We start from the raw sequence: 23,837 nt of genomic DNA, 5'->3' as shown, positions 1-23,837 counted from the left end.
CTTCTTCAAAAGTCCTGCACGCTTTTAAATTAAACAACTGTTTCAAACCGCTTTCTATTGATGAAGAAAGAAAGAGTGATGATGAGATAGATACCCATTGTGACCAAGGTTTGGACGATCGGAGTTGTTGATACTACGCCAATAAAAATGGCAATGATCGCAATGACAGAAAACCATGTCGTGAAAGGATACAGCTTGACGCGATATCCTCCTGGTGCTGTTACGCTTCGAGACTTTAGATGCCCGACAGCAATAATAAACCAGATGAATAAGACTGTGTAGCTTAAAGATCCCATTAAATAATTAAAGGTTTGACTTCCTACAAAAAGAGAGATTAATACGGCTGCATACAAAGTAGATGTACATACTAGAATCGCTCTGACTGGCACCTGCTGTTTCGACAGCTTAGAAAAACCCTTCCATACACGGCCATCCATCGCCTGTGTAAATAGTACCCTTGAAGAAGCATACAGACCAGAGTTCATAGAAGACAAGATCGCTAGTAAAATAATCCCGTTCATGATATCACTTGCATATGGCACACCAATCGTTGCAAACACCGTGACGAATGGACTCACTTGCTCATTGTTTACTTGATTCCAAGGAATCAAGCTGACGATGATGAAGAACGGAAGTACATAAAAACCGATGATTCGTACAAATGTACTTTGAATGGCCTTTGGGATGACTTTTTCAGGGTTTTTTGTTTCTGCTAATGTGACCCCAATCATTTCAGTTCCCCCATATGAATACACGACCACCAGCATTGCGGCAATTAAGCCGCCCGTTCCATTCGTGAAAAATCCCCCGTGGTCGGTTAAGTTGGATAATCCCGGTGCTGCATGCTGTCCGAATGAGACAAACAGCATCGTTAACCCAATGATAATAAATAAAAGAATGACAGCAATTTTTATAGAGGCTAACCAGTATTCTGTCTCAGCAAACATTTTGACTGAACAAACATTGATCAATGTCACAACAAGTGAAATGATTAACACAAGTGTCCATATTGGTACTTGCGGGAACCAGTACTGAATAAAGATTGCAGACACGATCGCTTCTGCTGCAATGTTCAGCACCCACATTTTCCAATAGATCCAGTCTAAGAAATAGGCGGGGTATTTGCCTAACACAGGTTCAATTAAATCACGAAATGTTCTAGCGCCAGGTCGTGCAACCGTCATTTCGGCAAGTCCTTGCATAATAAATAATAAAATAAGACCACCAATCATATATGCCAAAATGACAGCAGGACCCGCGATATCAATGGCAGAACTGCTTCCTTTAAACAGACCAGCACCGATGGCACCGCCAAGTGCGAGCATCATGATATGCCTTGACGTCATTGTTCGTTTTAACTGCACATGTTCCTTTTCCATTTTCTATAGCTCCTTTAAATTTGAATCTTCAGACAAATATAAGATAAAAGCATATAAAAAGGCCAGTCATCTCCTTGAAGAGACGACTGACCTTGCAACCGCGTTACCACTCTTATTGATTCAGACATAGCTGAATCCAACTTGAAACCCGATAACGTAGGTCACACGTAAAGACTTACTATTCATTCAGTCTTGCCGCTCCTTGAGCGAGTTCAATGATTCGTTTTACTGCGTTGCACCACCCCGCAGCTCTCTTAGAAAACGGATATTCATTTACTATTCTCAAGTCAAAGCGTTTTATAGTCAATTTGTCTATTTATCAAAGATTTTATTTTTTAAATATACTGACTAACCACGCAATTGTCAACAGCCTTTTTCAGACATTTTCTTTTAACGAATCCAAACGGCTACTTCATCCATCGGACGACGCGTTTTGCCGCGCTTTGGCTCAATGACTCGATACCCAAAGGCTGCCATGACAGAGATGTCGTACTGACCACCTTCAAGTAATTCTTCTTCCTTAAGAATACGATGAATCTCATCGTAGCTGAATCCCTCAACAGGGCATGAATCAATGCCGATTTGTGCCGCGGCTGTCATCATATTTCCAAGGGCAATATACGTTTGTTTGGAAGCCCAATCGAAGAGCGTACGGTCATTTTCCATCAAATGAAGATCATTCTCTTGGAATTCTTTGTAGCGTTCTTTTACCATTTCAAACGTTTCGTCTGTCATTCCCTTGATTTCCTTGTTGATGTATTCTGCATATGCTGAATCATACCGGGCGTCTGTTCTTGCCAAAATGATCACAAAATGGCTGGCAGTTGGAAGCTGCTTTTGCGCACCCCATGTATATTCTTTTAATTTCTCTCTAAATGCTTCATTTTGAACGATGAGAAATTTCCAAGGCTCAAATCCGACAGAGCTTGGGGAAAGTCTTCCTGTTTCTAAAATGAACGCAAAGTCATCTTCTGGAATCTTTTTCGTCGGGTCAAACTCTTTTGTCGCATGACGGAATTCATACGCCTCAATGATTTCTTTTTTTAATTGCTCTTTGTCTCGCATGGTATTCATCCTTTCTAGTGAACGATTAGGGTGAGAAGTTTCATCAATCCAATTTCTTTCCATTCCCATATAGAAATTGTTATGATAATAAAACAAACAGCCCGAATGTGTGATGTGATATCTCTATGGTAAAAGAAAAGCTTCCATTGATTCAAGTACGCACATTTTTGTTCGTTAGGTACAATCATGTTCGTTTATCACCCATTTCGTCTTAGAAAGGAGTGTAAAGATGAGTGCACCATCCAATCCAGTCAGTATTGTCAATCATGGCTGTCCCGTTTCAACCACAACGAGTGTAATAGGAGGAAAATGGAAAGGAGTGATCCTTTATCATTTGACTTGCGGTCCAAAACGATACAACGAATTACGCCGGCTTCTGCCAAGAATTTCTCAGCGTGTTCTCACGCTGCAATTGCGCGAGCTAGAACAAGACGGCGTTGTTCACAGAAAAGTCTATGAGGAGGTCCCTCCTCGTGTCGAATATTCACTCACTTCTCTTGGAGATACTTTAAAACCCATCATCTTCGCTATGCGTGAATGGGGCGAATCCTATGGAAAAGAAGCTCGCCCAAAAGAAAAAAGCTGCCATCTCTAGCAGCTTTTTTTTATGATGAAATCGCCGTTGATTCTTGCTGTGGATCATCCTTCACAAACAGGATGCCAAGCTGATGATGCTCCCCTTCGTAAGAAGCGCGTTTCTCAAACCTTGTCTGACCATTCAAGCCAATGATCTCAAGCTTTGTCAGAGCACGATTGGTTTGAAGGGCTTCGTAAAATTCCGAAACGGTTTTGACTTCAATTCCATTCACCTTTGTAATGACTTCTCCGATCTCAAGCTTTAAATCAGCTGCAGGTGTATTCGGAATGATTCCCAGCACCATCAGCCCTTGATTACGCTTAGAGAAGTAGAATGGAGCCGCATTGTCATTGACTCTCTGTTTCCATGAGAGGAAAGCTCTTCCGACAATCGCTATCAATACAGCTCCCCATGCAATCGGCTCAAACCAAATACTTGCAGCACCTAGTAAAGCAACAGCGAGTCCAAGCATGAGAATACGCCGTGCCGTAATTTGAATGCTCACAATTGGCAGTGATCCTTGAATCCGCTGCCCGAAACCGATGATGTATGGAATCAAAATAAATGAAAAGCTTTGATCGTGTACTTGAAGCACCGGCCACCATGGCAGAGAAGAAGTAAATTCACCTGCCGGCATCAGCAAAACAAGCGGTAAAAGCCACAGGCGGTTTGCCCGCTGCTGGCCAATCAAAAGTCCTCTCGCACTCATCACCATTGCAGGCGATGTTCGTAAATGCGCCGTTCGATAGGCTAGAATCCCCTCGGTCATTAATAAAAGACCTAGCAAAATAACAACGGCTGATGCATTCATCATTGAGAGCTGCGGCAGCCAAGAATGGCTCACTTGGACATACATTAGTCCAAGTGCCGCAATAAAACTGAAACCGAGTGTGTATGCAGACGAAAGCGCACTCGCCTTAAAGAATAAAGAGCAAACGATGGTCATCGCTGCAATCAGCACGATGAATCCAGGCGGGAGGGAAATCCCTAAGCCTACTGAAATGACGGATAGGCAAATCCCTAGAATCCATCCCTTTGAATATGTAAATTTAAGTTCATCGTATACATCTTCTATTCTTGTTTGAAACGCTTTTCTCTCCCGCTTTACGCGGATGTAGCCATGTAACAGGCTGATTAATATCATGAAATAAAAAAGAGGGTGGATTAAAAACAGACCGACCGCTTTTAATCCAGCTCCCATCCACTCCGAGCTCATTATCGTTCACCGCCCAAGTCAAGCATTTTCTCTTATTCTATCAAATAAATCGATGCTTGACACCAGGTTTATTTCTCCTGATTCATCCATAGTGTGACATTCGACAGTGAAAAATCTTTTAAGTAGTGATTGACATCTACATCTAGTATGCCGCCGAGCAGCTGCATCGACCTCTTGATGTCGGTTAAGTTTATACCAAGTCTCTTATGATTATCCATTAAATAATTGAAGTATATCTCAGCACAGTCTTCATCGATTTCGTCGACTGATTCTACCGTTGTGTAATTGACCAAGTACCTGCTTAACAGCATGAGCAGACTTAATGCCTTTGTAGCGGAAAACGTCACATCTTTCGTACGACTCTTAAGCTCCTCTACCAACTCGTAATATTTTTTCTCTCTCACAATACTTGCCCTTTTCAATTGTGTACCCCCATTTACTAGTTCTTTTAAGAAAAGCGCAAACCTCGGTACAGCTTAATGCTCAAGCTGAATATCCGCAAAAAATAAAATATTTAAAATGAGTGCTACTTTATATTGTAAGAATTATTTATGTAACATACAACTTTCAAAAGTTTCATTTTCATGACATGTTTAAATCAACAGAAAGTCTCTTATATAAATATGTTATCGGGTAAAATCGAAGGAATGTTATGTTTTTTGTAAAATAAATGAATATATTTCTCGATATAATTTATTTTTAAGAATAAACTATTACATGTTCGTGACACTTATGAACCAAAAAAAAGAGGCATTTATTCGCCTCTTTATTTTTTAAGATATAGTGCTTTTAGTGCAGTCTGCAGTTGAAGATCATTTTTCTCATAGGATTTCACTTCATCCACCATTTTGTTCATCATTTTCGCTGTCTTCAGATCAATCACACCTGATTTATCGAGATTGTATGTGCTTTGGAAGGCTAGAACCGCCTTTTTCGTTTCTTCATCAAAGTAGCCGTCTACTCTGCCGGGGTCGAATGACAATCCCTTTAACAGCGTCTGTGCTTGTCTCACTTCTTCATTGTTCATATCCAGCTGAAGCGGTTCTTTCAGTTGAAGTGGGCCTACGGTAAAGTAATCTGGCTGATGAATCGCAATTGTCGGTACGACACCTTTTTTGTGAATCCAATTCCCTTTTGGCGTGAGCCATTTATACAGCGTTAATTTAATGTTACTGCCGTCACCCATTGGAACCGCCTGCTGCACAGTGCCTTTCCCAAAGGAGACATCACCGACGACTTCATATTTTCCGGCTTCTTTCATAGCACCAGCAAGTATTTCAGAAGCGGATGCACTGCCTTTATCGATTAAGACATTGACTGGATAAGGCTTCTGTTCTTTCCGTTTTGAAAAATACCGTTTCCTGTCGCCGTTCCGTTCTGCAATTTGAATATAAGGCTGATCCTTCGTAATAAAATGCTTCAAAATGTCTTCTACACTTTGCAGATAGCCGCCAGGGTTCCCTCTCACATCCAGCACAAGACCTTCTATGCCCTTTTTCTCGAGTTGTTTCAGGCTTGACGTGAAATCCTTCGCAGTATCTTCAGAAAAGCTAGAGATCGCGATATAGCCCGTTTTATGACCATTTACCTCTTTCACAGAAGAAGTCACGGTTTCAAGCGGAATTTCTTCTCGTTTGATATGGAATGTTAACTCTTTTTCAATCCCATTTCGTCTGATTTTCAGAGCGACAGATGTTCCTTTTTTTCCTCTGATTTTCAGTACAGCATCGTTTAAGCTTTTTTCTTTCATCGGCTCACCATCAATGCTGATGATTTCATCTTTCGGCTTTAGACCTGCTTTTGCCGCAGGGGATTTTTTAAAGGCAGAGACGATAATGATTTTTCCTTCATCCATTCCCACTTCTGCCCCAATTCCCTCAAAAGAAGAATCAAGCGAATCAGAAAATTGCTTGGCGGTTTGCTTGTCCATGTATACTGAGTACGGATCATTTAAAGTTGAAAGCATTCCTTGAATGGCGCCTTCAAGCAGCTTTTGGCGATCCACTTCCTCTACATATTCATTCGATATCAGGTCATAGGCTTTCTCGATTTTCTCCATCCCATTCTCTTTCGCCTTATCACTTGATTGAGCTTGTCCAGCCATTGCAACAGCTGCTTGCGGTGACTCCGCATGAGTTCCCTCTTTATGCGCCATCACCCCTGCACTTATTAATAGAACGACACTTGCCATAATAGATGCGATTTGTTTTTTCATATTTGGCCTCCTTCTTCAACTCTTCCTGATGACCTGAGTTATTATATGCCAGAAGAAGGGATTTCATGTAAAGACATTCTCCCGCGAAAGCTTGACTAATCATTTCATTAGGTGTAATTTTTATTTTGTTATGATCGAGAAGGAGTCTTCGCTATGTATATTATATTGACGATGCTTTTATTAGGAATTTTATTAGGATTTGTAGGAGCAGGCGGGGCTGGTTTTGTCATCGCATTGCTTACGTTAATTTTTGATATCCCTATCCATACCGCACTCGGGACGTCTTTAGCCGCAATGGCATTTACGACGTTATCAGGTGCATACAGCCACTACCGGGAAGGGAATATTCAGCTGAAATCTGGTTTGATTGTCGGAGCTTTGGCTTGTGTTGCTTCTTTTGCAGGAGCTAAGGTTGCTCCTTTTATTCCAGAAGAAAGTCTGCACTATTTAACAGCTGGAATGCTCTTTTTATCCGCTGTGTTTATGATGATCAAATTATTTGTTCTTAAGGAAGACACTGAGCATCAGCCGCTTTCTTCACGTCAGCTGCTCATAAGGGGTATTATTTTAGGACTTGTATCCGGATTGCTGTCAGGTATGTTTGGTATCGGGTCTGCACCATTTATTCAAGTAGGACTTTTGATTTTACTGAGACTTTCCATTCGACAGGCAGTTGGCACGACAATGCTTGTCATAATTCCGATTTCCATTGGTGGTGGAATTGGATATATTACAGAGGGCTATGTTGATTTTATCTTGCTGATTCAAATTTTAATCGGAACAGTATTAGGGGCATTTATTGGCGCAAAATTCACACGCCTTGCACCGAAGCTCTTATTGAAATCGGCTGTACTGTTAACACCTATTATTGCCGGTTTACTGCTGTTATTTTAATTTCATTTAGAATCAAAAAGGCCGATAACATGATGTTATCGGCTTTTTGATTAGCGGATATATTGCGCTGGATTGACTGCATTTGATTTAGCGCCATTCCATAATCCTTTATGAATTTCAAAGTGGAGATGCTGACCATGTGATTGGCCTGTATTCCCCATATATCCAAGGAATTGTCCTTGCTCGACTCTCTGCCCTGTGGACACACTTCTTGTAGACAGGTGGGCATATACCGTTTGATAGGTCTGTCCATTGATATTATGCGTAATGAATATCACATTCCCGTAGCTCGATGAGTAGCTTGAGTTCGTGACTGTTCCAGCTGCAGCTGCGACGACAGATACTGTGCCTTTTGCTGCAATATCTAAACCGTAGTGCTGTCCGCCTGAACGTCCGCCAAAGCCAGATGAGAATCGGCCAGCAGCTGGTTTAATAAAGCCGGAGCTGCTTGCTGGTGTATCAGATACTTGATCCGAGCCGCCGCTTTGAGGTGCAGGTGCACTTTTTTCAGCAGCTGCTTGTTCTGCTCTCTTCGCTTCTTCCTTTTGGCGGCGTGCTTCCTCAGACTTCACAGCCGCTTTTTGGTTCGCTAGAATTTCTTGTTCATTTTCAAGTTTGCCTAATTCATCATGGGCATGGTTCTTTTTATCTGTTACATCCCCTAAGATTTTCTCTTTTTCTTTTTGCTGTTTAGACAAATCCTTTTTCAACTCTTCTAGCTCTTTCAGAGATGTTTCAAGTCCATTTAGCTGATTATTTAGCTCTGCTTCTTTTTGCTCCACCAGCTTTAAATCATTTTCATGTTCTGTAATCATGTCTTTGTCTGCTTCGACAATGGTTGTGACAGCTCCAACACGACCGACAAAATCACTAAAGCTGCGAGCACCCAGCAGCACATCTAAATAGTTGATCGTACCGCCGCTTTTTTGCATCGAACGAATTCGATCTTTGAATATAGCTTTTCTTTTTTCAATTCGATCATTGATGACTTGAATGTCTTTTTTTAGTTTCTTGATCTCTTGCTTCGTTTGTTTGACTTCTTTTTCTTTTTCAGCGACTTTTTCAGTTGCAGCACTTACCTTGTGGTCAATCTTTTCAATTTCTTTTTTGAGCTTGGATTCTTTCTTTTCAAGCTTAGCCAGCTCTGATTTCTTTTTCTTCAAAGTGGATTCAGTCTTTGATGTTTTCTCTTCGATTTGTTGACGTTTTTGATCTAGGTCTTCGTATGCGAATGCACGATTCTCGTTCCCTGGAATGTATAGCCACGTTGTTCCAATAAACGCTGCCATTCCAGCCATCATCAGCTTTCTTTTCAAAACGATATTCCCCTCCTATGACAACTGCCTGCATAAAGAGTCGACCGGATGAATCGGTTCAACCGGTCACACCTTCTATCAAATTCTCGAGTGCTGCCATCAAAAATAGATTTATACTTTTAAGAATTTACGGATAGACGTCAAGCTTCCCCATACACCAATGATTGCACCGATCAATAGAAGGACCAGTGAAACTTGATAGACAAACGGGTTATATGGAAGCATGGAAATAAATGAGCCTTGTACTCTCGGTGCCACCCAGCCCACTGCATATTGATATGTGCCAAGCAATAGAGCTATTGGTATAATAGAACCAAATACACCAAGCAGTAATCCTTCAATAAAGAATGGCCAGCGGATAAACCAGTTCGTTGCACCTACGAGTTTCATAATCTCGATTTCTTTACGTCTAGCAAAAATCGTAATTTTGATCGTATTAGAGATCAAGAACATGGCTGTAAATAAAAGCCCAATAATGAGCGCAATACCTACATTTCGCGCCACTCCGACCACATTAAAGAGTCGGCTGACTTCTTCTTTTCCATAGGTTACTTTATACGTACCCTTTAAGTTTTCTAATTTCTTCGCTACTTTTGGTGTATCGTGTGGATCAGATGTTTTCACAATAAACGCATCGTTTAATGGGTTTTCTTGATCAACAAGTCCCATGGATTGTCCATTTTCACCAAAGCTTTTAATCAGCGCTTTTAGTTCGTCATCTTTAGATGAGTACTTCACATCACTGATTTCAGGAATCTTCTCAATTTCTGCTTTTAATTCATCCTGCTGCTTTTGATTCGCCGTTAATTCGATTAACACTTTTACTTCTACTTCTTTTTCAGCGTTCGATGCCATGTTATTCAAGTTGAGCATAATCACAAGAAAAACCCCAACTAAAATCAATGTGACAGTGACCGCACTAATTGATGCAAATGTCATCCACGTGTTTCTTCCAAGTGAACGGAAGCTCTCACGTAAATGCCGCGAGAGAGTTTTAATCATAAATGCCGTACTCCCCTCTTGCTTCGTCACGCACAATCATTCCATCTTCGATTGCGATGACACGTTTCTTCATGCTGTTTACAATTTCTTTGTTGTGTGTCGCCATGACGACTGTTGTTCCGCGGTTATTAATCTCTTCAAGTGTCTTCATGATTTCCAGAGATGTGTCTGGATCAAGGTTTCCTGTCGGCTCATCTGCAATGACAACCTCAGGACTATTCACGATCGAGCGAGCGATAGATACACGCTGCTGTTCACCGCCAGACAACTGGTCAGGAAATTGTCGTGCTTTGTGCTTGAGCTGTACCAAATCAAGTACATCCAGCACTTTTTTCTTAATGATATGAGGCTGTTCCCCAATGACTTCAAGAGCAAATGCCACATTCTCAAACACCGTGAGGGTTGGAAGTAGTTTGAAATCTTGGAATACTACGCCAATTTCTCTTCTTACGTAAGGAATTTCTTTTTCCTTAATTGAGGCTAAATCTCTGCTATTAATTAAGATTTTCCCTTTGGTTGGCTTCTCTTCACGATACATCATTTTGATAAAAGTGGATTTACCAGCACCACTGGGACCAACAACATACACAAACTCTCCTGGGTGGATAGAGACATTGATTCCATTGATCGCCTTTACACCGTTAGGATAGATCTTGTAGACTTCCTTCATTTCAATCATGTAATCACCTAATCTTTTCTTATTGCTGACTAACAGCTTATCATGATGTTTTGACACTTATCGTCAAAAAACGTTATGTATGGTCACGCACATACCCTTCGATACGTACAAGCAATTTATGTCCTTTTCATCCAAAAAGATGAAAAAAATGAATCGTCTAAATTTCAACAACTCCAATTATACGTCATGAATCGACGCAATGGTATTACATTTATATTTCAAAACTTATAGTTAAAAGGTAAAAAGAACAATTAAAACCGATAAACATGTCTTTTTACCCTTATTTTTTTAATAAAATTTAATATAATACGTTTTCATACTATTCAAAAGTCTTTTTCTACATATAAAAACAAAAAAACCTTGTCGATTAGACAAAGGTTTTATTTTTTCTCTGCAAGCCATTTTGCCACTTCTTTTGCTTGCTTCTCATCTACCATTCCGCTTGGCATAGAGCCTTTACCATTCTGTGCAATATCTGCGATTTGGCTTTCATTATATTTCTTCCCTACTTCTTTCAGGCTTGGTCCGCCTCCACCAGATAGGTCTTTCCCATGACAGCCAATACAGTTTTGCTGATAAATTTCCTCACCACTGCTCACAGTTGAAGCACTTTTGCTGCCTTCTTTGTCACTGCTGCTTGAATTTCCTCCACAAGCCGCAAGAACAAGAAGCATCACTGCAAACAGCATCATTAATCCGCTTTTTTTCATCAATTTCCCTCCCTTACAATCATTTGGTCAACGCTATTATATCCTTGTTTACGCCCTTTTAAAACCCTCACCAAGCACCTCTTTTGCATCCATTACGATGACAAATGCTGATGCATCGATTGCTTTCACCACTTGTTTCAACTTTGTGAATTGTGACTGCCCAACGACACACATCAGAATTGGACGGTCATGGTCGGTATATCCACCGACTGCTGAGATCTTTGTGACACCACGGTCAATTTGATCAAATACTGCCTGCCTGACCTCATCCTCATGCCCTGTAATGATCATCGCCATTTTCGAATGACTGAAGCCGGCCTGTACGACATCAATCGTTTTACTTGAAATAAACACACCAATGACAGCGTACAGTCCCTCTTCAATCCCAAAAACAGTCATCGCAGCCAGGACAATTAGGCCATCCATCATCGCTAAACAGGTGCCAAGCGTGAGGCCTGTATATTTATTGATGATTTTGGCAGCGAGCGCCGTTCCACCTGTTGATCCATTTCCAAGGAACACGAGCCCTATTCCGATCCCAATCACCACTCCGCCAAAAATGGCTGCTAAGAGCGCTTCATGTGTCACAGGTGCAATATGTCTTGTGACAAACACCATCAAAGGTAAAAAAATAGAGCCAACGAGCGTTTTCACGCCAAATGTCCCGCCTAATAAATAAAAACCAGCGATAAACAGCGGAATATTGAGTCCCCATTGCACATATGCCGCCTCAAAGCCGAATGACTGCATAATCGTACTAATACCGCTCACTCCACCTGCAGCAATCTGATTCGGTAATAATAACGTATTAAATCCAATCGCCACAATGGCTGATCCGATTAAAATGAACAAGTAATTTTTCGCTTCAATCCATAATTGTGAATGTCCCTGCTTCATGTCTTTCTTCCTCCGTTACTTCTGAATGCACACCTATTTTAAGCCCTTCTAAAACGAATGTAAATAACAGCCAAATGCAGTGCTAATGGATTAATACTTTATCACACAAACGGATCAGCGTGCTTGCCGTTTGGCATAGGAGCAAATGATGGTATATTTAATATGTACATGAGAAAGAAGGGACATGCGATGAAGAAAATACTGAAGATAACAGGCATGACATTACTTGCACTGATCATCTTGGCTTTTGGTGCTTTCTATACATGGAGCCGCTTTACATACGGACCATCCGCCGCATTAAAAAAGCAAGTGAACATCGAGCAAGTGGAACATAAAAACGATGTGTATATATTTGCAACAGCAAAAAGCGATACTGGTATTATTCTCTATCCCGGGGCAAAGGTGGAACCAATTGCGTATACCTATATTGGGAATGAACTGATGAAAAAAGGTTATTCTGTCTTTATCCCTGACATGCCATTTTCGTTTGCGATTTTTAATACAAACAAAGCACACGATATTATGAAAGTTCATCAAACGATCAAACACTGGTATATTGGCGGTCATTCACTAGGCGGAACAGCTGCCGCTATGTTTGCAGAAAAAAACCAGCGCAAGCTCGACGGTCTCTTTTTCTTTGCGTCTTATCCAGCATCAGATAACTTGAAATCATCCTCCTTGAACGTACTCTCTATATCAGGTGAAAAGGATGGGCTTGCGACACAAGAGAAAATCAAGAAATCGAAAACAAATTTGCCGTCTCAAACCGTTTACCATGAAATAAAAGGCGGGAACCATGCTCAGTTTGGCATGTACGGCAAACAAAAAGGTGATCAGCCTGCGGACATTCCAGCCCTCACGCAGCAAAAGGATATCATTCAGACCATGCTTGAATGGCTAAAACCAGCAAAAAAGCTCCCGTAATAGGAGCTTTTCATTTTTACTTTTTCGTCGCTTCTAAAAACTCTTCAGCGTCTGCTACAGCTAAACCAATGGCTTCCTCCCAAAAGGCTTTTTGGGTAAGATCGACGCCTAAATGCTTATGAGCCAAATCTTCTACTGTCATTGAAGCTGTATCCTTTAGTAATGCAATGTACTTCTCTTCAAACGAAGTACCAGCCCGCAAGGCTTTTGCATAAATCCCTAGTGAGAACATGTAGCCAAATGTGTATGGGAAATTATAAAACGGTACACCTGTGATATGGAAATGCAGCTTAGACGCCCAGAAATGTGGATGGTATTCATCTAAAGAGTCACCGAAGGCTTCCTTCTGCGCTTCTACCATCAGCTCATTCAACCGATCCGCCGGCACTTCTCCTTGTTTACGCTCTTCATAAAAACGCTGTTCAAATAAGAAACGAGATTGAATGTTCATGAAAAATGCTACACTCCGCTGCAGCTTATCCTCTAACAAACTGAGACGCTCCTCTTCATTTGCCGCTTCTTTTAATGAAGCATCAGCCACAATCATTTCTGCAAATGTCGACGCCGTTTCAGCTACATTCATCGCATATTTGCGATTAAGAATGCGAACATCCTGCATCACTTCCTGATGGAACGAATGACCAAGCTCATGCGCGAGTGTCGCCACATTGGATGGACTTCCTGAGAAGGTCATAAAAATGCGTGACTCCCCGCTGTCAGGAAAATTTGTACAAAAACCGCCTACTCGTTTGTTTGGACGATCCTCAGCTTCTACCCAGCGTTCATTAAAGGCTTTTTCTGTAAAGGCAGCAAGCTCTTTTCCAAATCCAGCGAAATGTTTCACAATAAAAGCAGCTGCTTCTTGATAGGGATAGATCTTGGTTTCACTGCCAATAGGAGCCCCAACATCAAACCAGCTTAGCTTATCCACTCCAAGCATGTCAGCCTTTCGATGTAAGTAATCAATGAATGGCTGCTTATGTTCATCAATCACAGACCACATTGCATCAAGGGTTTCTTGTTTCATCCGGCAAATATCAAGCGGCTCTTTTAAAATATGATCCCAGCCTCTTGCTTCATATACTTGTAAACGGAAACCTGCCAGATGATTAAGCGTGCTTGCAAATAGATGTTCATCCTGTGTCCATGCGTGCTCTAAGTTATGATATACGGCCTTTCTGACTTCACGATCTGAATCATCCATCGCATTTTCCGCTTGGCCGACAGAGATCATCTGCGTTTCACCATCTTGTTCAAATGGAATCATAATCTTATTCACCAAGCTAGAATAAAGCTCATCCCACGCATGGTAGCCATCTACGGCTAGCTTTTGAATCAACGTTTCTTGTTCAACAGGCAATTGATCCTTCACGCGCTCTCTGCGTTCATTTAATATGTAGCGTACATCTGAAAAGGCCTCTGAATTCAAGAGATCTTCCCATTTTCCAGGAGAGATGGCAGCAAGCGCTTGATCAAACAGCGCAAGAATGGTACCTAAATCAGCTTCAAGCTTGGCTATCGTACCTCGAAGACTGCCAGCCTTCATATCCTTTGTATTTTGAGATTGAAGACAGGATACAAATGAACCTGCTTGAGACAGTTTTTTATATGTGGTTTCATACGTGTCAAGGACAGACGTTAACCTGCTTTCAATGTGTGTATCTTCTTTTGAAAAGGCATCGACCTTTTGTCTTAATTCATCTAATAGCTGCTGAATGTGTTGCAGGTATGTTTTAAATTCTGGTGAAGAACTGCCTCCTTTAAAAAAGGCATCTAAATCCCACGTCTCTTGTAATGGTGTTAATCCCAAAATATTTCCCCCTTTATTTGCTAATTTCATCATACAAAGGATATAGAGTCAGTATGGCATATGTATTCCTTTATATTCATTATATTTTCTCACAATTAAAAAAACCCAGCAAGAAGCCGAGTTTTTATGATAATTTCGAACGTAAGTAAGCATCGATAAATGAATCTAAATCTCCATCCATGACCGCTTGAACATTTCCCATCTCCGTATTGGTTCGATGGTCTTTCACAAGAGAATACGGATGGAATACATAAGAGCGAATTTGGCTTCCCCAGCCAATTTCTTTCTGCTCTCCTCTAATTTCATCCAATTCAGCCTGCTGTTCTTCGATCCGTCTTTGATAAAGTTTCGATTTCAGCATTTTCATCGCACGTTCTCTGTTTTTGATTTGTGACCTTTCTGTTTGGCATGTGACCACAACATTGGTTGGTATGTGTGTGATACGAACGGCAGAGTCAGTCGTATTGACATGCTGTCCACCTGCGCCGCTTGCACGATACGTATCTACCTTGATATCTTCTGTCCGAATATCAATATCAATTTCTTCATTGAACTCTGGCATGACATCACAGGAAACGAAGGACGTATGCCTGCGGCCAGATGAATCAAAAGGAGAAATACGAACCAAACGATGGACACCTTTTTCTGCTTTTAAGTACCCGTATGCGTTATGCCCTTTGATGAGCAATGTCACAGATTTAATTCCTGCTTCATCACCAGGAAGATAATCAAGCGTTTCAACCTTAAAGCCTCTGCGCTCTGCCCAGCGAGTATACATTCTCAGAAGCATAGAACCCCAGTCCTGTGATTCAGTACCGCCTGCACCAGGGTGAAGCTCAAGAATGGCATTGTTTTTATCATATGGTTCACTTAAGAGAAGCTGCAACTCAAACTCGTTAAACTGCTTGGTTAAGTTCTTCAGCTCTTTTTCAAGCTCTGCATGAAGCTCCTCGTCATAATCTTCCTTTAATAGGTCATGTGTCATTTGCAGCTCTTCATGAGATTCACTGAGCTCATGGTATGCATTCACATTATCCTTTAGTGCATTGGCTTCATTGATGACGCCTTGTGCCTTTTGCTGATCATTCCAAAAATCAGCTTCTGACATTGTCGCTTCGAGTTCTGCAATTTTGGCTTCTTTTGTTTCGAGGTCAAAGAGACCCCCTAAAATCAGCTAGCCTGCTAGCCATATTTTCAAGCTCTTGTCTAATTTCTACTAATTCCATATCCTTCACCTCATAGATGTATGGGGGCTGACATGAATAGAAAGAGGTTTTCACCTCTTTCCATTACTTATTCTGTCTTCCCATGACAATTTTTATATTTCTTGCCGCTTCCGCAGTGACATGGTGAGTTTCGCCCAATGTCTACGACTTTACGTACCGGCTTCTTTTTCACTGTCTTCTCCTCATCACCCTCTTGAGGCTGATGAGCAGTTGTTTGGCCTTGAACGACTTCTTCACGTTCTAGGTTGTTTTGAATTTCTGATTTTAAGACATATTTGGCTACATCATCTTCGATTGAAGCAACCATATGCTCAAACATCGCAAATCCTTCCATTTGATACTCACGAAGCGGATTTGTTTGTGCATACGCGCGTAAATGAATCCCTTGACGCAGCTGATCCATTGCATCGATATGATCCATCCACTTTGAATCCACCGCACGAAGAACGATGACTTTTTCAAATTCTCGCATTTGTTCATCGCCATATGTTTCTTCTTTTGCATCGTATTTTTCTTTAATACGATCCATGATGAAGGAGGTGATTTCATCTGCTTCTTTGCCATAAATATCTTTGACCGAAATAGCTCCTTCATCTAAATAGTTCGTGTTGATTAATTCAACAAGCCCATCTAGTTTCCATTCTTCAGGAAGCTCTTCTTTCGGCGTATAAGAACCAACAGCCCGCTCAATTGAAGATTGAATCATATTGATGACAATCGATTTTAAGTTATCAGAATCGATGACTTCAAAGCGCTGTTTGTAAATCACTTCACGCTGCTGACGAAGTACATCGTCATATTGCAGAAGCTGTTTACGGGAATCAAAGTTGTTCCCCTCGACGCGTTTTTGAGATGATTCAACGGCTTTAGACACCATTTTACTTTGGATAGGTGTAGAGTCATCCATGCCAAAGCGGTCAAGCATCGCCATCGTGCGCTCTGCACCAAATCGGCGCATCAATTCATCTTCCATGGAGAGATAGAATTGAGTAATCCCTGGGTCTCCTTGACGACCAGAACGTCCGCGAAGCTGGTTATCAATACGTCGTGATTCATGACGCTCTGTCCCAATCACAGCTAGACCGCCAAGCTCTTTGACGCCTTCGCCAAGCTTGATGTCCGTACCACGACCTGCCATGTTTGTCGCAATGGTGACGGCACCTTTTTGACCAGCCTCTTCAATAATTTGTGCCTCACGCTCATGGTTTTTCGCATTTAACACTTGATGAGGAATCCCTTTATTTTTAAGCAGCTTAGAAATAAGCTCAGATGTCTCAACCGCTACTGTTCCGACAAGAACTGGCTGCCCTGTCATATAGCGCTGCGCAACATCCTCAGCCACTGCTTTAAATTTACCTTCCATTGTGCGGTAAATTAAATCAGGTCTGTCATCACGAACCACTGGTTGATTGGTCGGAATTGTCACAACCTGCATGTTGTAAATGTTACGGAATTCTTCTTCTTCCGTTTTCGCTGTACCAGTCATACCAGATAGCTTTTCATACATACGGAAGTAGTTCTGGAACGTAATCGTTGCAAGGGTCATACTTTCGTTCTGCACTTCGAGACCTTCTTTTGCCTCAATAGCTTGATGCAGACCTTCACTATAACGGCGTCCTTTCATTAAACGTCCTGTAAAAGAGTCAACAATAACGACTTGGCCTTCTTCAACGACATAATCTACATCTTTTTGCATCGCAACATGTGCCTTCAGCGCCTGAGCGATGTGATGGTTCAGCGCAACATGCTTAACATCAAATAAGTTCTCGATGCCGAATGCTTTTTCCGCCTTCGTCATTCCGCTTTCTGTTAGCTGTACACTTTTTGTTTTAATATCATATGTGAAATCATCTTCTATTTTTAATGTACGAACAAATGCATTGGCTTGTACGTAAAGCTTTGTAGATTTCGCAGCTTGTCCAGAAATGATAAGAGGTGTTCTCGCTTCATCAATTAAGATGGAGTCAACCTCATCGATCACGGCATAATGAAGCGGTCTTTGAACCATTTGCTCTTTGTAAAGCACCATGTTATCTCGTAAATAGTCAAAGCCCAGTTCATTGTTTGTTGAATACGTGATATCAGCGGCATACGCTTCTCTTTTTTCATCTTTGTCTAAGCTGTTTAAGTTTAAGCCAACCGTTAAGCCAAGAAATTCAAAAATCTTGCCCATTTCCTCTGCATCACGGCTTGCCAAATATTCGTTGACTGTCACAATGTGGACGCCTTTTCCAGAAAGAGCATTTAAATAAACAGGCATTGTTGATGTCAACGTTTTACCTTCACCTGTTTTCATCTCAGAGATGTTGCCTTCATGAAGCGCGATCCCCCCCATGAGTTGCACCTTAAACGGGTACATTCCTGTCACGCGGCGTGATGCCTCGCGAACCGTTGCAAATGCTTCAACCAACAGGTCATCCACGGATTGTCCTTTTTCAAGTTTTTCTTTAAATTCAATCGTTTTATTTCGTAAAGCCTCGTCAGATAATTTCTCGAAATCTTGTGCGAGAGCTTCGATTTCATTTGCTTTTTTTTCATATTTGCTGATCGTACGTTTCGTAGGATCAAACACTTTGTTTAAGATTCCAAGCATATAATAACGCTCCTCTATTTCATGCAATTTTTCGGCATGTCCAAAAGATTGACAGGTCCATATTTACCTGCATTTATCATACCATACCTTCCTTCATTTCCAAAGAATTTGCAATGATTTCGCACAAAAAACCCGCCCCTTATGAAGGGAACGGGTTTACTTTTTTTAGGTTGTTTTTAGATCAGATTAAGCGTTTGGCTCAATGAGTCCATATTTGCCATCATTTCGGCGATAGACCACATTGGTCAAATTTGTCTCAGCATTTGTGAAGACGAAGAAACTATGACCTAACATGTTCATTTGAAGAATGGCCTCTTCGCTATCCATCGGTTTTAAATTGAATCGTTTTTGTCTGACGATTTCTGTTTCATCAATTTCTTCGTCATCTTGAACAGCTACATCAGCCGTCCCATTTCCTCCAGCAAATAAGTGTTTTTTGGCACCTTGCTCGCGGAATTTACGGTTTACTTTTGTTTTGTGTTTTCGAATTTGACGTTCTAATTTACTGGCTGCTAGGTCTACTGCATTGTACATATCTTCATTATGCACCTCAGCTCGAAGTGCTAGATCAGTCATTGGAATGGTAACCTCAACTTTAGATTCTTGATCATTGTAAAACTTCAAGTTCACGTTGACTGAAGCATCTACGTCTGTTTCAAAATAACGCTCCAGCTTTCCAATTTTTTTCTCGACATGATCTCTTAGTGCAGGTGTTACGTCGATGTTTTCTCCTCTGACATTGTAATTCATGTAAAGAACGCCTCCTTTAAAATTAAGGATATGTAAACCTATTTCTACTTTTCCCTCCTTTTCTCCTGCTCAAACGTAAAAAAAATGTGAATATTCATTGAAATTTGTCGAATTTTGCGGTGCTTCAACTGTTGCTTGATAGGTGATGAATATATATTCGGCTCATTCTTGAAAAAGACCAGCTCACGTTTAAATCGTGAAAGATGAAATGGATGTTTTCAGCGAATGAGATAAGGTTTTTAAATCTTCCGCCGCTGCTTTCATCTCTTCATTTGCCGCCAATGATTCTTCAACAGCAGCAGACATGTACTCCGTCTCTTCTGAATTGCGTTTGGCTCCTTCTTCAATGACCCCAACCGTCTGAGATATTTCCTCTGTACTAGCTGAAATTTGCTCTGCAGTGGCTGAAAGCTCCTCTGCTTTCATCGAAATATCACGAATAGATTCCAGGATTTCATGAAAACTCTGTTCAGACAATTGCGATACTTTCACACCTTCTGCTACATCCTGCTCAACCTTTGTCATCGAGTGTGATGATTTTTCAGTATCTTTGTTCACGTTCGCGAGTAATTGACTAATTTGATCTGTCAGCTGACTAGATTCTTCCGCCAGTTTCCTCACTTCATCTGCTACAACCGCAAAGCCTCTTCCATGTTCTCCTGCTCTTGCCGCTTCAATAGCAGCATTTAAAGCAAGCAAATTCGTTTGGTCAGCAATGGCATGGATATGACCTAACAAATCTTCAATGCCAGTAAACTGGGTTTGTACATGAGCCATTGTGGAATGGTGTTCATTCACAGACGCTTTTATAGAGTTCATTTGTTTTACAAATTGCTGAATAAGTGCTGCACCCTCTTCAGCCTTTTCAGTCACTGAAATTGAGTGACCCGAAACATCGGATGTATGTTCAGCTGCATTTTGCATACCAGTCGAGACTTCTTGAATCGCAGAAGCTACTTTTCCGACCGCGTCTGATTGTTCACGTGAAGCTTCACCGACCTGTTCAATCGAACTAGACGTCTGCTCACTTGCCGATATTGTTTGATGAATGGTTTCCTCAAACTGAGCAGCAGAATCAGCTAATTGTCTTGATCCATTTTGCACCTGTAAAATGAGTTGACGTAAATGAGTCGTCATTTGATTAAAAGCGGTACCGAGTTGGCCAATCTCATTTTTAGAGGTCACTTCAATCTCTTCAAGTGTAAGATCACCATCTGCCATCCTTCTCGCGGCATTTGTGACAGAAACAATCGGCTTTGTCATACGATAAACGAATCTTGTCCCAATCACCAAAAAGCCAACAATAATGACCGCACTAACTAGAATGAGTGTGAATAGTAATTGGTTACTGTCTTGATTGAGCTGATTGATTTTCTGGTCACGTTGCTTCAACTGGGTTTGAGCAAATTCTTTTGTAAAGGTATGTATTTCTTGTTCGATAGGCTGTAATTCTTGACTGAGGCGGGTGTTGAATTCTTTTTGATTTTGCATATTCAATGAATTAAATAGTCGGTTCGTTGAGGTGTAGTAAAGATAATTTTTTTCTGAGATTTGATCTAATAGATTTTTTGCTTGTTTGACAGCGCTCATTTTTGAAGCTTCAGTTGTTTTCTTATTAATCTCTTCATATGTTTGCTCAATTTTCTGTAAATTTTCAGCATCTTGCACGACAACATAGGTTTTGATTTGCGCTTCCTGCTTTTGCAAAAGCGTCTCTAATTCCAGTGAGGTCTGATAAAGCTTCACTTCTTTGCTGAGAAGCGTCTTGTAGGATTGATCTGTTTTGTAATAGATAAAGCTTGAGAACCCTAAAATACTGACAAACAATACACATATGACAATAAGCCCAAACAAAAATTGATTTTTTAGTCTCATAATTTCCTCCGAATGGTCTGAATTGAACAAAAATTAATGAATGACATACGGCCTCATACAGGCATGTATTTCATCCATCCACTTTCTATATTCAGGTATAAAATATGATGTAAGGAATGATTGGAAGTGTATTGAAGGGAATGTATAGAAAGCTAGTATATCAAAACTTAAAAAAATTTGATCAAACGAACGAATCGTTTTGGCAAAGTGCTCATTTTCTATAATTGAAAGCAGAAGGGGATGTGTTGTCTCTAAATGAAAGAAGGCATGGATCAGATCATTAAAGATCCGATCCCCTTCAGTTTTAGCAAAATCCTTCTCAATTTCATCTAAATATTTTAGACTCTCTTCTATCGTATATAGAAGTTCATAATATGTGGTTAATAAAATATAGTCATCTGAACGATACGCCACAGGTCTCACCTAATTATTTCCGTTTATCGTAATATACGCCGTCACTCGTCATAGGCTGGTATGGATTTTGATAATTCAGCTGTTTTGTTTTCTTTCTTTGAATGGCTTGAATATCTGCTCTTATCCCATTTTGGATAACAGTTAATTGCTTCGCCATCTGTTGATCTGTTTGGATGATTTCTTTGATTTTCTCTTTTTCTTGATCCGTCAGCTCATGCTGAATATCTCTCATTAATTCGTCTCTCTCAATTAAAAAGGCATCAAAATCTTCAACCAAGGTGTCACTTTGTGGATTTGCCGCTATTTCGGCTGCCATTTTTAATGTTCGGTCATACAGCTGGTCCACAATACTCATAGAGATCCCCCGATAGAGTGGTGGCGCCCTTTTCGATCGGTTTGAATAACTTCCTTCCACGCATCACGAAAATCAGTTACGTATTGCTCTACTTCATTCAACATCTCTTCGTCATTTTGAAGATTGGCTTCAATCAGTCTGCGATAAATGTAATCATACATACTTGCCATACTCTTTGATACGTCATAAGAACGATTTAAGGTAACATTTAATTCTTGAATGATGTTTTGAGCCTTTTTCAGGTTCACATTTCTCGTTTCTGCATCCTCTTTTTGAATGGCATACTTCGCTAGTCTAATGAACTTTAAGCAGCCTTCATAAAGCATAAGCGTCAACTCGGCAGGTGTTGCAGTCTCAATAGAATTTTTCTGATAGGCGGCATAAGGGTTCTGTATTGCCATATGTTATAAACCTCCAATTATTGTCCAAGCAGTTGAGAAAGATAGCCAGATTGGTTGTTTAGCTTTTGAATCGCGCTATCCATGGCGTTAAACTTTTTGTAGTAGCGGGTTTCAACCATTTTTAAACGATCTTGGAATGTATCCATTCGTTTTGTTAAAGAATCAAGGTCCTTACCAAGTCCGTATTCCTTTAATTGCATTGTTGTGCTGCCAGCTTTAGTTTGAATGCTCTTCGTGAAGGCTGATAAGGAATTTTTGATACGATGAATGATTCCTTGTTCTTGATATTGCTGCTGCGCTTTATCTTTATCTTTTGAATCCACATTTAGCGAACCTGACATAAATATTTGACTGATCTTCTGTGGGTCTTCTTCAATGGCTTTTCTTAGTTTCGGTTCATCAATGACAAGCTTTCCGCCATCTTTATATTTATCTGAAGTGGTAATTCCGATTTGTGTCATGTGAATTCTATTCCCATCACTTGTCGTAATATCAGCATAAAAATCACTTCTTATTTTAGAGGCACCACCTCGTAAAATGGAATCACTTCTCAGCAAGCCAGACTTCGCTGTCGTTTCCCATAGCTCCACTTCTTTGTCAGACATTGCTTTTTTCTCTTCAGCTGTTAAAGGATGATAGTCCCTATTTCTTTTTTCATTGACTTTGCCATTGACCTGCTCAACAAGTTCATTGTATTTATCAACAAATTGTTTAATTTTATCAAAGATTGTATCGACATCTGTTGAAACGTTTAAGCTGACAGGCTTATCGGTTGTCCCTTTAAGCTCGTACGTAATACCAGCTTGCTCAAATGTATTGTTGTTATTTTCCATTTTCAGACCATTAATCTCGTATTGTGCTTTTTGCCCTTGAGTGGTCGCAACTAATTTGTTATCTCCATCCACTTGGAAGCCTAATTGAGTGAAGAATGAAGCTGAATTACCATCAGCTGCTTTAATACTGACACCTTCTCCCGTTGTCCGTGAAGTGAGAGCGACCGTATCGACATAGTTTGATCCGTCAAAGATCTGTCCTTTGTAAGCCGTCACACCTAATTGCGAGTTGTTCAGCTTTTTCACGATGTCATCAATTGTATCGGTATCAGAAGTATTGATCGTCACCGTTTTCGGTTTTGTCGAATCTGGTGTCGTCACTTCGAATGTAAACGTGCCATTTGTTGGTGTAAATCCAGATGTACCAGATGATCTGAAGACGGAAGCTGTCGCTAATTGGGTGACATTGATTGAGCCAGAGGCAGCATTAGTTGAGCCAGTTGCTGTGACAGCAGATTCATTTGAGCTTGTCACCTTTTTTGCGCCATATGTACTTGGACGCGTTAAGTTTAAACTGTTGATCAAATCATCTAATTCTTTGACTTTCGAGTTCACCTCGCGATAGCTGTCTCTTTGCCATTCAAGTGTTTGTTTCTGGCGTGTCATTTTATCAAGTGGTGCTTGCTCAGTTTTCATTAGCTTTGATACGATTTCATCAATATCAAACACATTTGAAAATCCAGTAATTCGATTGACCATTTTTTAT

Annotated in this window: 22 protein-coding genes and 1 other annotated feature; of the genes, 3 read left to right on the top strand and 19 right to left on the bottom strand. The window is 40.7% G+C overall.

What is annotated here, in order from left to right:
• Positions 1 to 29: 29 nt before the first annotated feature.
• Both C6Y07_RS10205 and C6Y07_RS10200 read right to left on the bottom strand, forming a co-directional pair.
• Entirely contained in the window at positions 30 to 1,379 is a 1,350-nt protein-coding gene (locus C6Y07_RS10205) for an amino acid permease (RefSeq protein ID WP_106156654.1), read from the bottom strand.
• 75 nt (positions 1,380 to 1,454) lie between these two features.
• Positions 1,455 to 1,679, bottom strand: a binding site (T-box leader).
• Between the two features lie 90 nt (positions 1,680 to 1,769).
• Complete coding sequence (locus C6Y07_RS10200; RefSeq protein WP_060597376.1) at positions 1,770 to 2,444, bottom strand: NAD(P)H-dependent oxidoreductase; 675 nt, start codon at positions 2,442 to 2,444, stop codon at positions 1,770 to 1,772.
• Positions 2,445 to 2,673: 229 nt separating this feature from the next.
• On the opposite strand from C6Y07_RS10200, the gene C6Y07_RS10195 reads away from it, so the two are divergent.
• The gene (locus C6Y07_RS10195; protein ID WP_034660123.1) at positions 2,674 to 3,039 is read left to right on the top strand and encodes a winged helix-turn-helix transcriptional regulator; all 366 of its coding nucleotides are present in this window, start codon (positions 2,674 to 2,676) and stop codon (positions 3,037 to 3,039) included.
• Between the two features lie 10 nt (positions 3,040 to 3,049).
• Here the strand turns inward: C6Y07_RS10195 and C6Y07_RS10190 are convergent, their stop codons facing one another.
• The 3 genes from C6Y07_RS10190 to ctpB form a co-directional block, all read right to left on the bottom strand.
• A complete protein-coding gene (locus C6Y07_RS10190) occupies positions 3,050 to 4,237 on the bottom strand; it encodes a PDZ domain-containing protein (protein ID WP_060597377.1) in 1,188 nt (395 codons plus the stop codon).
• 68 nt (positions 4,238 to 4,305) lie between these two features.
• Positions 4,306 to 4,659: a swarming motility protein SwrAA gene (locus tag C6Y07_RS10185; protein WP_007500014.1), complete on the bottom strand. Its 354-nt coding sequence runs from the start codon at positions 4,657 to 4,659 to the stop codon at positions 4,306 to 4,308.
• 344 nt (positions 4,660 to 5,003) lie between these two features.
• Positions 5,004 to 6,452 carry a carboxy-terminal processing protease CtpB gene (gene ctpB, locus C6Y07_RS10180; RefSeq protein ID WP_106156652.1) on the bottom strand — a complete coding sequence of 483 codons (1,449 nt, stop codon included), beginning with the start codon at positions 6,450 to 6,452 and terminating at the stop codon, positions 5,004 to 5,006.
• Between the two features lie 153 nt (positions 6,453 to 6,605).
• Between ctpB and C6Y07_RS10175 the strand changes: the two genes are divergently transcribed.
• Positions 6,606 to 7,346, top strand: a complete 741-nt coding sequence (locus C6Y07_RS10175) for a sulfite exporter TauE/SafE family protein (RefSeq protein ID WP_034660126.1) — start codon at positions 6,606 to 6,608, stop codon at positions 7,344 to 7,346.
• Between the two features lie 50 nt (positions 7,347 to 7,396).
• Here C6Y07_RS10175 and C6Y07_RS10170 read toward each other — a convergent pair whose 3' ends face one another.
• From C6Y07_RS10170 to C6Y07_RS10150, 5 genes are all read right to left on the bottom strand, one after another.
• Positions 7,397 to 8,662, bottom strand: a complete 1,266-nt coding sequence (locus tag C6Y07_RS10170) for a murein hydrolase activator EnvC family protein (protein WP_034660127.1) — start codon at positions 8,660 to 8,662, stop codon at positions 7,397 to 7,399.
• Between the two features lie 111 nt (positions 8,663 to 8,773).
• Positions 8,774 to 9,664: a permease-like cell division protein FtsX gene (gene ftsX / locus C6Y07_RS10165; RefSeq protein ID WP_034660128.1), complete on the bottom strand. Its 891-nt coding sequence runs from the start codon at positions 9,662 to 9,664 to the stop codon at positions 8,774 to 8,776.
• The gene (gene ftsE / locus C6Y07_RS10160; protein ID WP_034660129.1) at positions 9,657 to 10,343 is read right to left on the bottom strand and encodes a cell division ATP-binding protein FtsE; all 687 of its coding nucleotides are present in this window, start codon (positions 10,341 to 10,343) and stop codon (positions 9,657 to 9,659) included. Before ftsE ends, ftsX begins: the two co-directional genes overlap by 8 nt.
• A 380-nt stretch (positions 10,344 to 10,723) precedes the next feature.
• Complete coding sequence (gene cccB, locus C6Y07_RS10155; RefSeq protein ID WP_106030555.1) at positions 10,724 to 11,053, bottom strand: cytochrome c551; 330 nt, start codon at positions 11,051 to 11,053, stop codon at positions 10,724 to 10,726.
• A gap of 48 nt (positions 11,054 to 11,101) precedes the next feature.
• Entirely contained in the window at positions 11,102 to 11,950 is an 849-nt protein-coding gene (locus C6Y07_RS10150; RefSeq protein ID WP_003212797.1) for a YitT family protein, read from the bottom strand.
• A gap of 189 nt (positions 11,951 to 12,139) precedes the next feature.
• Here C6Y07_RS10150 and C6Y07_RS10145 point away from each other — a divergent pair, with 189 nt between their 5' ends.
• Positions 12,140 to 12,874 carry an alpha/beta family hydrolase gene (locus C6Y07_RS10145; protein WP_106156650.1) on the top strand — a complete coding sequence of 245 codons (735 nt, stop codon included), beginning with the start codon at positions 12,140 to 12,142 and terminating at the stop codon, positions 12,872 to 12,874.
• A gap of 16 nt (positions 12,875 to 12,890) precedes the next feature.
• On the opposite strand, the gene C6Y07_RS10140 is transcribed toward C6Y07_RS10145, so the two are convergent.
• The 9 genes from C6Y07_RS10140 to C6Y07_RS10100 all read right to left on the bottom strand — a co-directional run bounded on the left by C6Y07_RS10140 (position 12,891) and on the right by C6Y07_RS10100 (position 23,830).
• The gene (locus C6Y07_RS10140) at positions 12,891 to 14,684 is read right to left on the bottom strand and encodes a M3 family oligoendopeptidase (RefSeq protein ID WP_060597382.1); all 1,794 of its coding nucleotides are present in this window, start codon (positions 14,682 to 14,684) and stop codon (positions 12,891 to 12,893) included.
• Between the two features lie 124 nt (positions 14,685 to 14,808).
• Positions 14,809 to 15,910, bottom strand: a protein-coding gene (gene prfB, locus C6Y07_RS10135; protein ID WP_106030559.1) for a peptide chain release factor 2 whose coding sequence is annotated in 2 segments (ribosomal slippage) — positions 14,809 to 15,837 and positions 15,839 to 15,910 — 1,101 coding nt in all. Because the reading frame shifts where the segments join, the coding sequence is not laid out codon by codon here.
• A gap of 67 nt (positions 15,911 to 15,977) precedes the next feature.
• Positions 15,978 to 18,503 carry a preprotein translocase subunit SecA gene (secA, locus tag C6Y07_RS10130; RefSeq protein ID WP_060597383.1) on the bottom strand — a complete coding sequence of 842 codons (2,526 nt, stop codon included), beginning with the start codon at positions 18,501 to 18,503 and terminating at the stop codon, positions 15,978 to 15,980.
• Between the two features lie 186 nt (positions 18,504 to 18,689).
• Positions 18,690 to 19,253 (bottom strand): ribosome hibernation-promoting factor, HPF/YfiA family, encoded by a 564-nt coding sequence (gene hpf / locus C6Y07_RS10125; protein WP_003213481.1) that lies wholly within the window; start codon positions 19,251 to 19,253, stop codon positions 18,690 to 18,692.
• Positions 19,254 to 19,442: 189 nt separating this feature from the next.
• Positions 19,443 to 21,128, bottom strand: a complete 1,686-nt coding sequence (locus tag C6Y07_RS10120) for a methyl-accepting chemotaxis protein (RefSeq protein WP_106156648.1) — start codon at positions 21,126 to 21,128, stop codon at positions 19,443 to 19,445.
• Between the two features lie 33 nt (positions 21,129 to 21,161).
• On the bottom strand, positions 21,162 to 21,542 hold the full coding sequence (locus tag C6Y07_RS10115; protein WP_034660137.1) for a DUF8042 domain-containing protein: 381 nt from the start codon (positions 21,540 to 21,542) through the stop codon (positions 21,162 to 21,164).
• 13 nt (positions 21,543 to 21,555) lie between these two features.
• Complete coding sequence (gene fliT / locus C6Y07_RS10110; RefSeq protein WP_060597386.1) at positions 21,556 to 21,897, bottom strand: flagella biosynthesis regulatory protein FliT; 342 nt, start codon at positions 21,895 to 21,897, stop codon at positions 21,556 to 21,558.
• On the bottom strand, positions 21,894 to 22,298 hold the full coding sequence (gene fliS / locus C6Y07_RS10105) for a flagellar export chaperone FliS (RefSeq protein ID WP_058013567.1): 405 nt from the start codon (positions 22,296 to 22,298) through the stop codon (positions 21,894 to 21,896). The genes fliT and fliS overlap by 4 nt, the downstream gene beginning before the upstream one ends.
• A gap of 17 nt (positions 22,299 to 22,315) precedes the next feature.
• On the bottom strand, positions 22,316 to 23,830 hold the full coding sequence (locus C6Y07_RS10100) for a flagellar hook-associated protein 2 (RefSeq protein WP_106048174.1): 1,515 nt from the start codon (positions 23,828 to 23,830) through the stop codon (positions 22,316 to 22,318).
• Positions 23,831 to 23,837: the final 7 nt, after the last annotated feature.

The organism is Bacillus sp. LNXM12-1 (assembly GCF_003004375.1).
Lineage (GTDB): Bacteria > Bacillota > Bacilli > Bacillales > Bacillaceae > Bacillus.
This window is presented reverse-complemented; position numbering and strand designations above follow the sequence as displayed.

Bases quoted from the DNA above. Each gene is read 5' to 3' on its own strand.
- C6Y07_RS10205 (WP_106156654.1), bottom strand. From the start codon at position 1,379: ATGGAAAAGGAACATGTGCAGTTAAAACGAACAATGACGTCAAGGCAT.
- C6Y07_RS10200 (WP_060597376.1), bottom strand. From the start codon at position 2,444: ATGCGAGACAAAGAGCAATTAAAAAAAGAAATCATTGAGGCGTATGAA.
- C6Y07_RS10195 (WP_034660123.1), top strand. From the start codon at position 2,674: ATGAGTGCACCATCCAATCCAGTCAGTATTGTCAATCATGGCTGTCCC.
- C6Y07_RS10190 (WP_060597377.1), bottom strand. From the start codon at position 4,237: ATGAGCTCGGAGTGGATGGGAGCTGGATTAAAAGCGGTCGGTCTGTTT.
- ctpB (WP_106156652.1), bottom strand. From the start codon at position 6,452: ATGAAAAAACAAATCGCATCTATTATGGCAAGTGTCGTTCTATTAATA.
- C6Y07_RS10175 (WP_034660126.1), top strand. From the start codon at position 6,606: ATGTATATTATATTGACGATGCTTTTATTAGGAATTTTATTAGGATTT.
- ftsX (WP_034660128.1), bottom strand. From the start codon at position 9,664: ATGATTAAAACTCTCTCGCGGCATTTACGTGAGAGCTTCCGTTCACTT.
- ftsE (WP_034660129.1), bottom strand. From the start codon at position 10,343: ATGATTGAAATGAAGGAAGTCTACAAGATCTATCCTAACGGTGTAAAG.
- cccB (WP_106030555.1), bottom strand. From the start codon at position 11,053: ATGAAAAAAAGCGGATTAATGATGCTGTTTGCAGTGATGCTTCTTGTT.
- C6Y07_RS10150 (WP_003212797.1), bottom strand. From the start codon at position 11,950: ATGAAGCAGGGACATTCACAATTATGGATTGAAGCGAAAAATTACTTG.
- C6Y07_RS10145 (WP_106156650.1), top strand. From the start codon at position 12,140: ATGAAGAAAATACTGAAGATAACAGGCATGACATTACTTGCACTGATC.
- secA (WP_060597383.1), bottom strand. From the start codon at position 18,503: ATGCTTGGAATCTTAAACAAAGTGTTTGATCCTACGAAACGTACGATC.
- hpf (WP_003213481.1), bottom strand. From the start codon at position 19,253: ATGAATTACAATGTCAGAGGAGAAAACATCGACGTAACACCTGCACTA.
- C6Y07_RS10120 (WP_106156648.1), bottom strand. From the start codon at position 21,128: ATGAGACTAAAAAATCAATTTTTGTTTGGGCTTATTGTCATATGTGTA.
- fliT (WP_060597386.1), bottom strand. From the start codon at position 21,897: ATGAGTATTGTGGACCAGCTGTATGACCGAACATTAAAAATGGCAGCC.
- fliS (WP_058013567.1), bottom strand. From the start codon at position 22,298: ATGGCAATACAGAACCCTTATGCCGCCTATCAGAAAAATTCTATTGAG.
- C6Y07_RS10100 (WP_106048174.1), bottom strand. From the start codon at position 23,830: ATGGTCAATCGAATTACTGGATTTTCAAATGTGTTTGATATTGATGAA.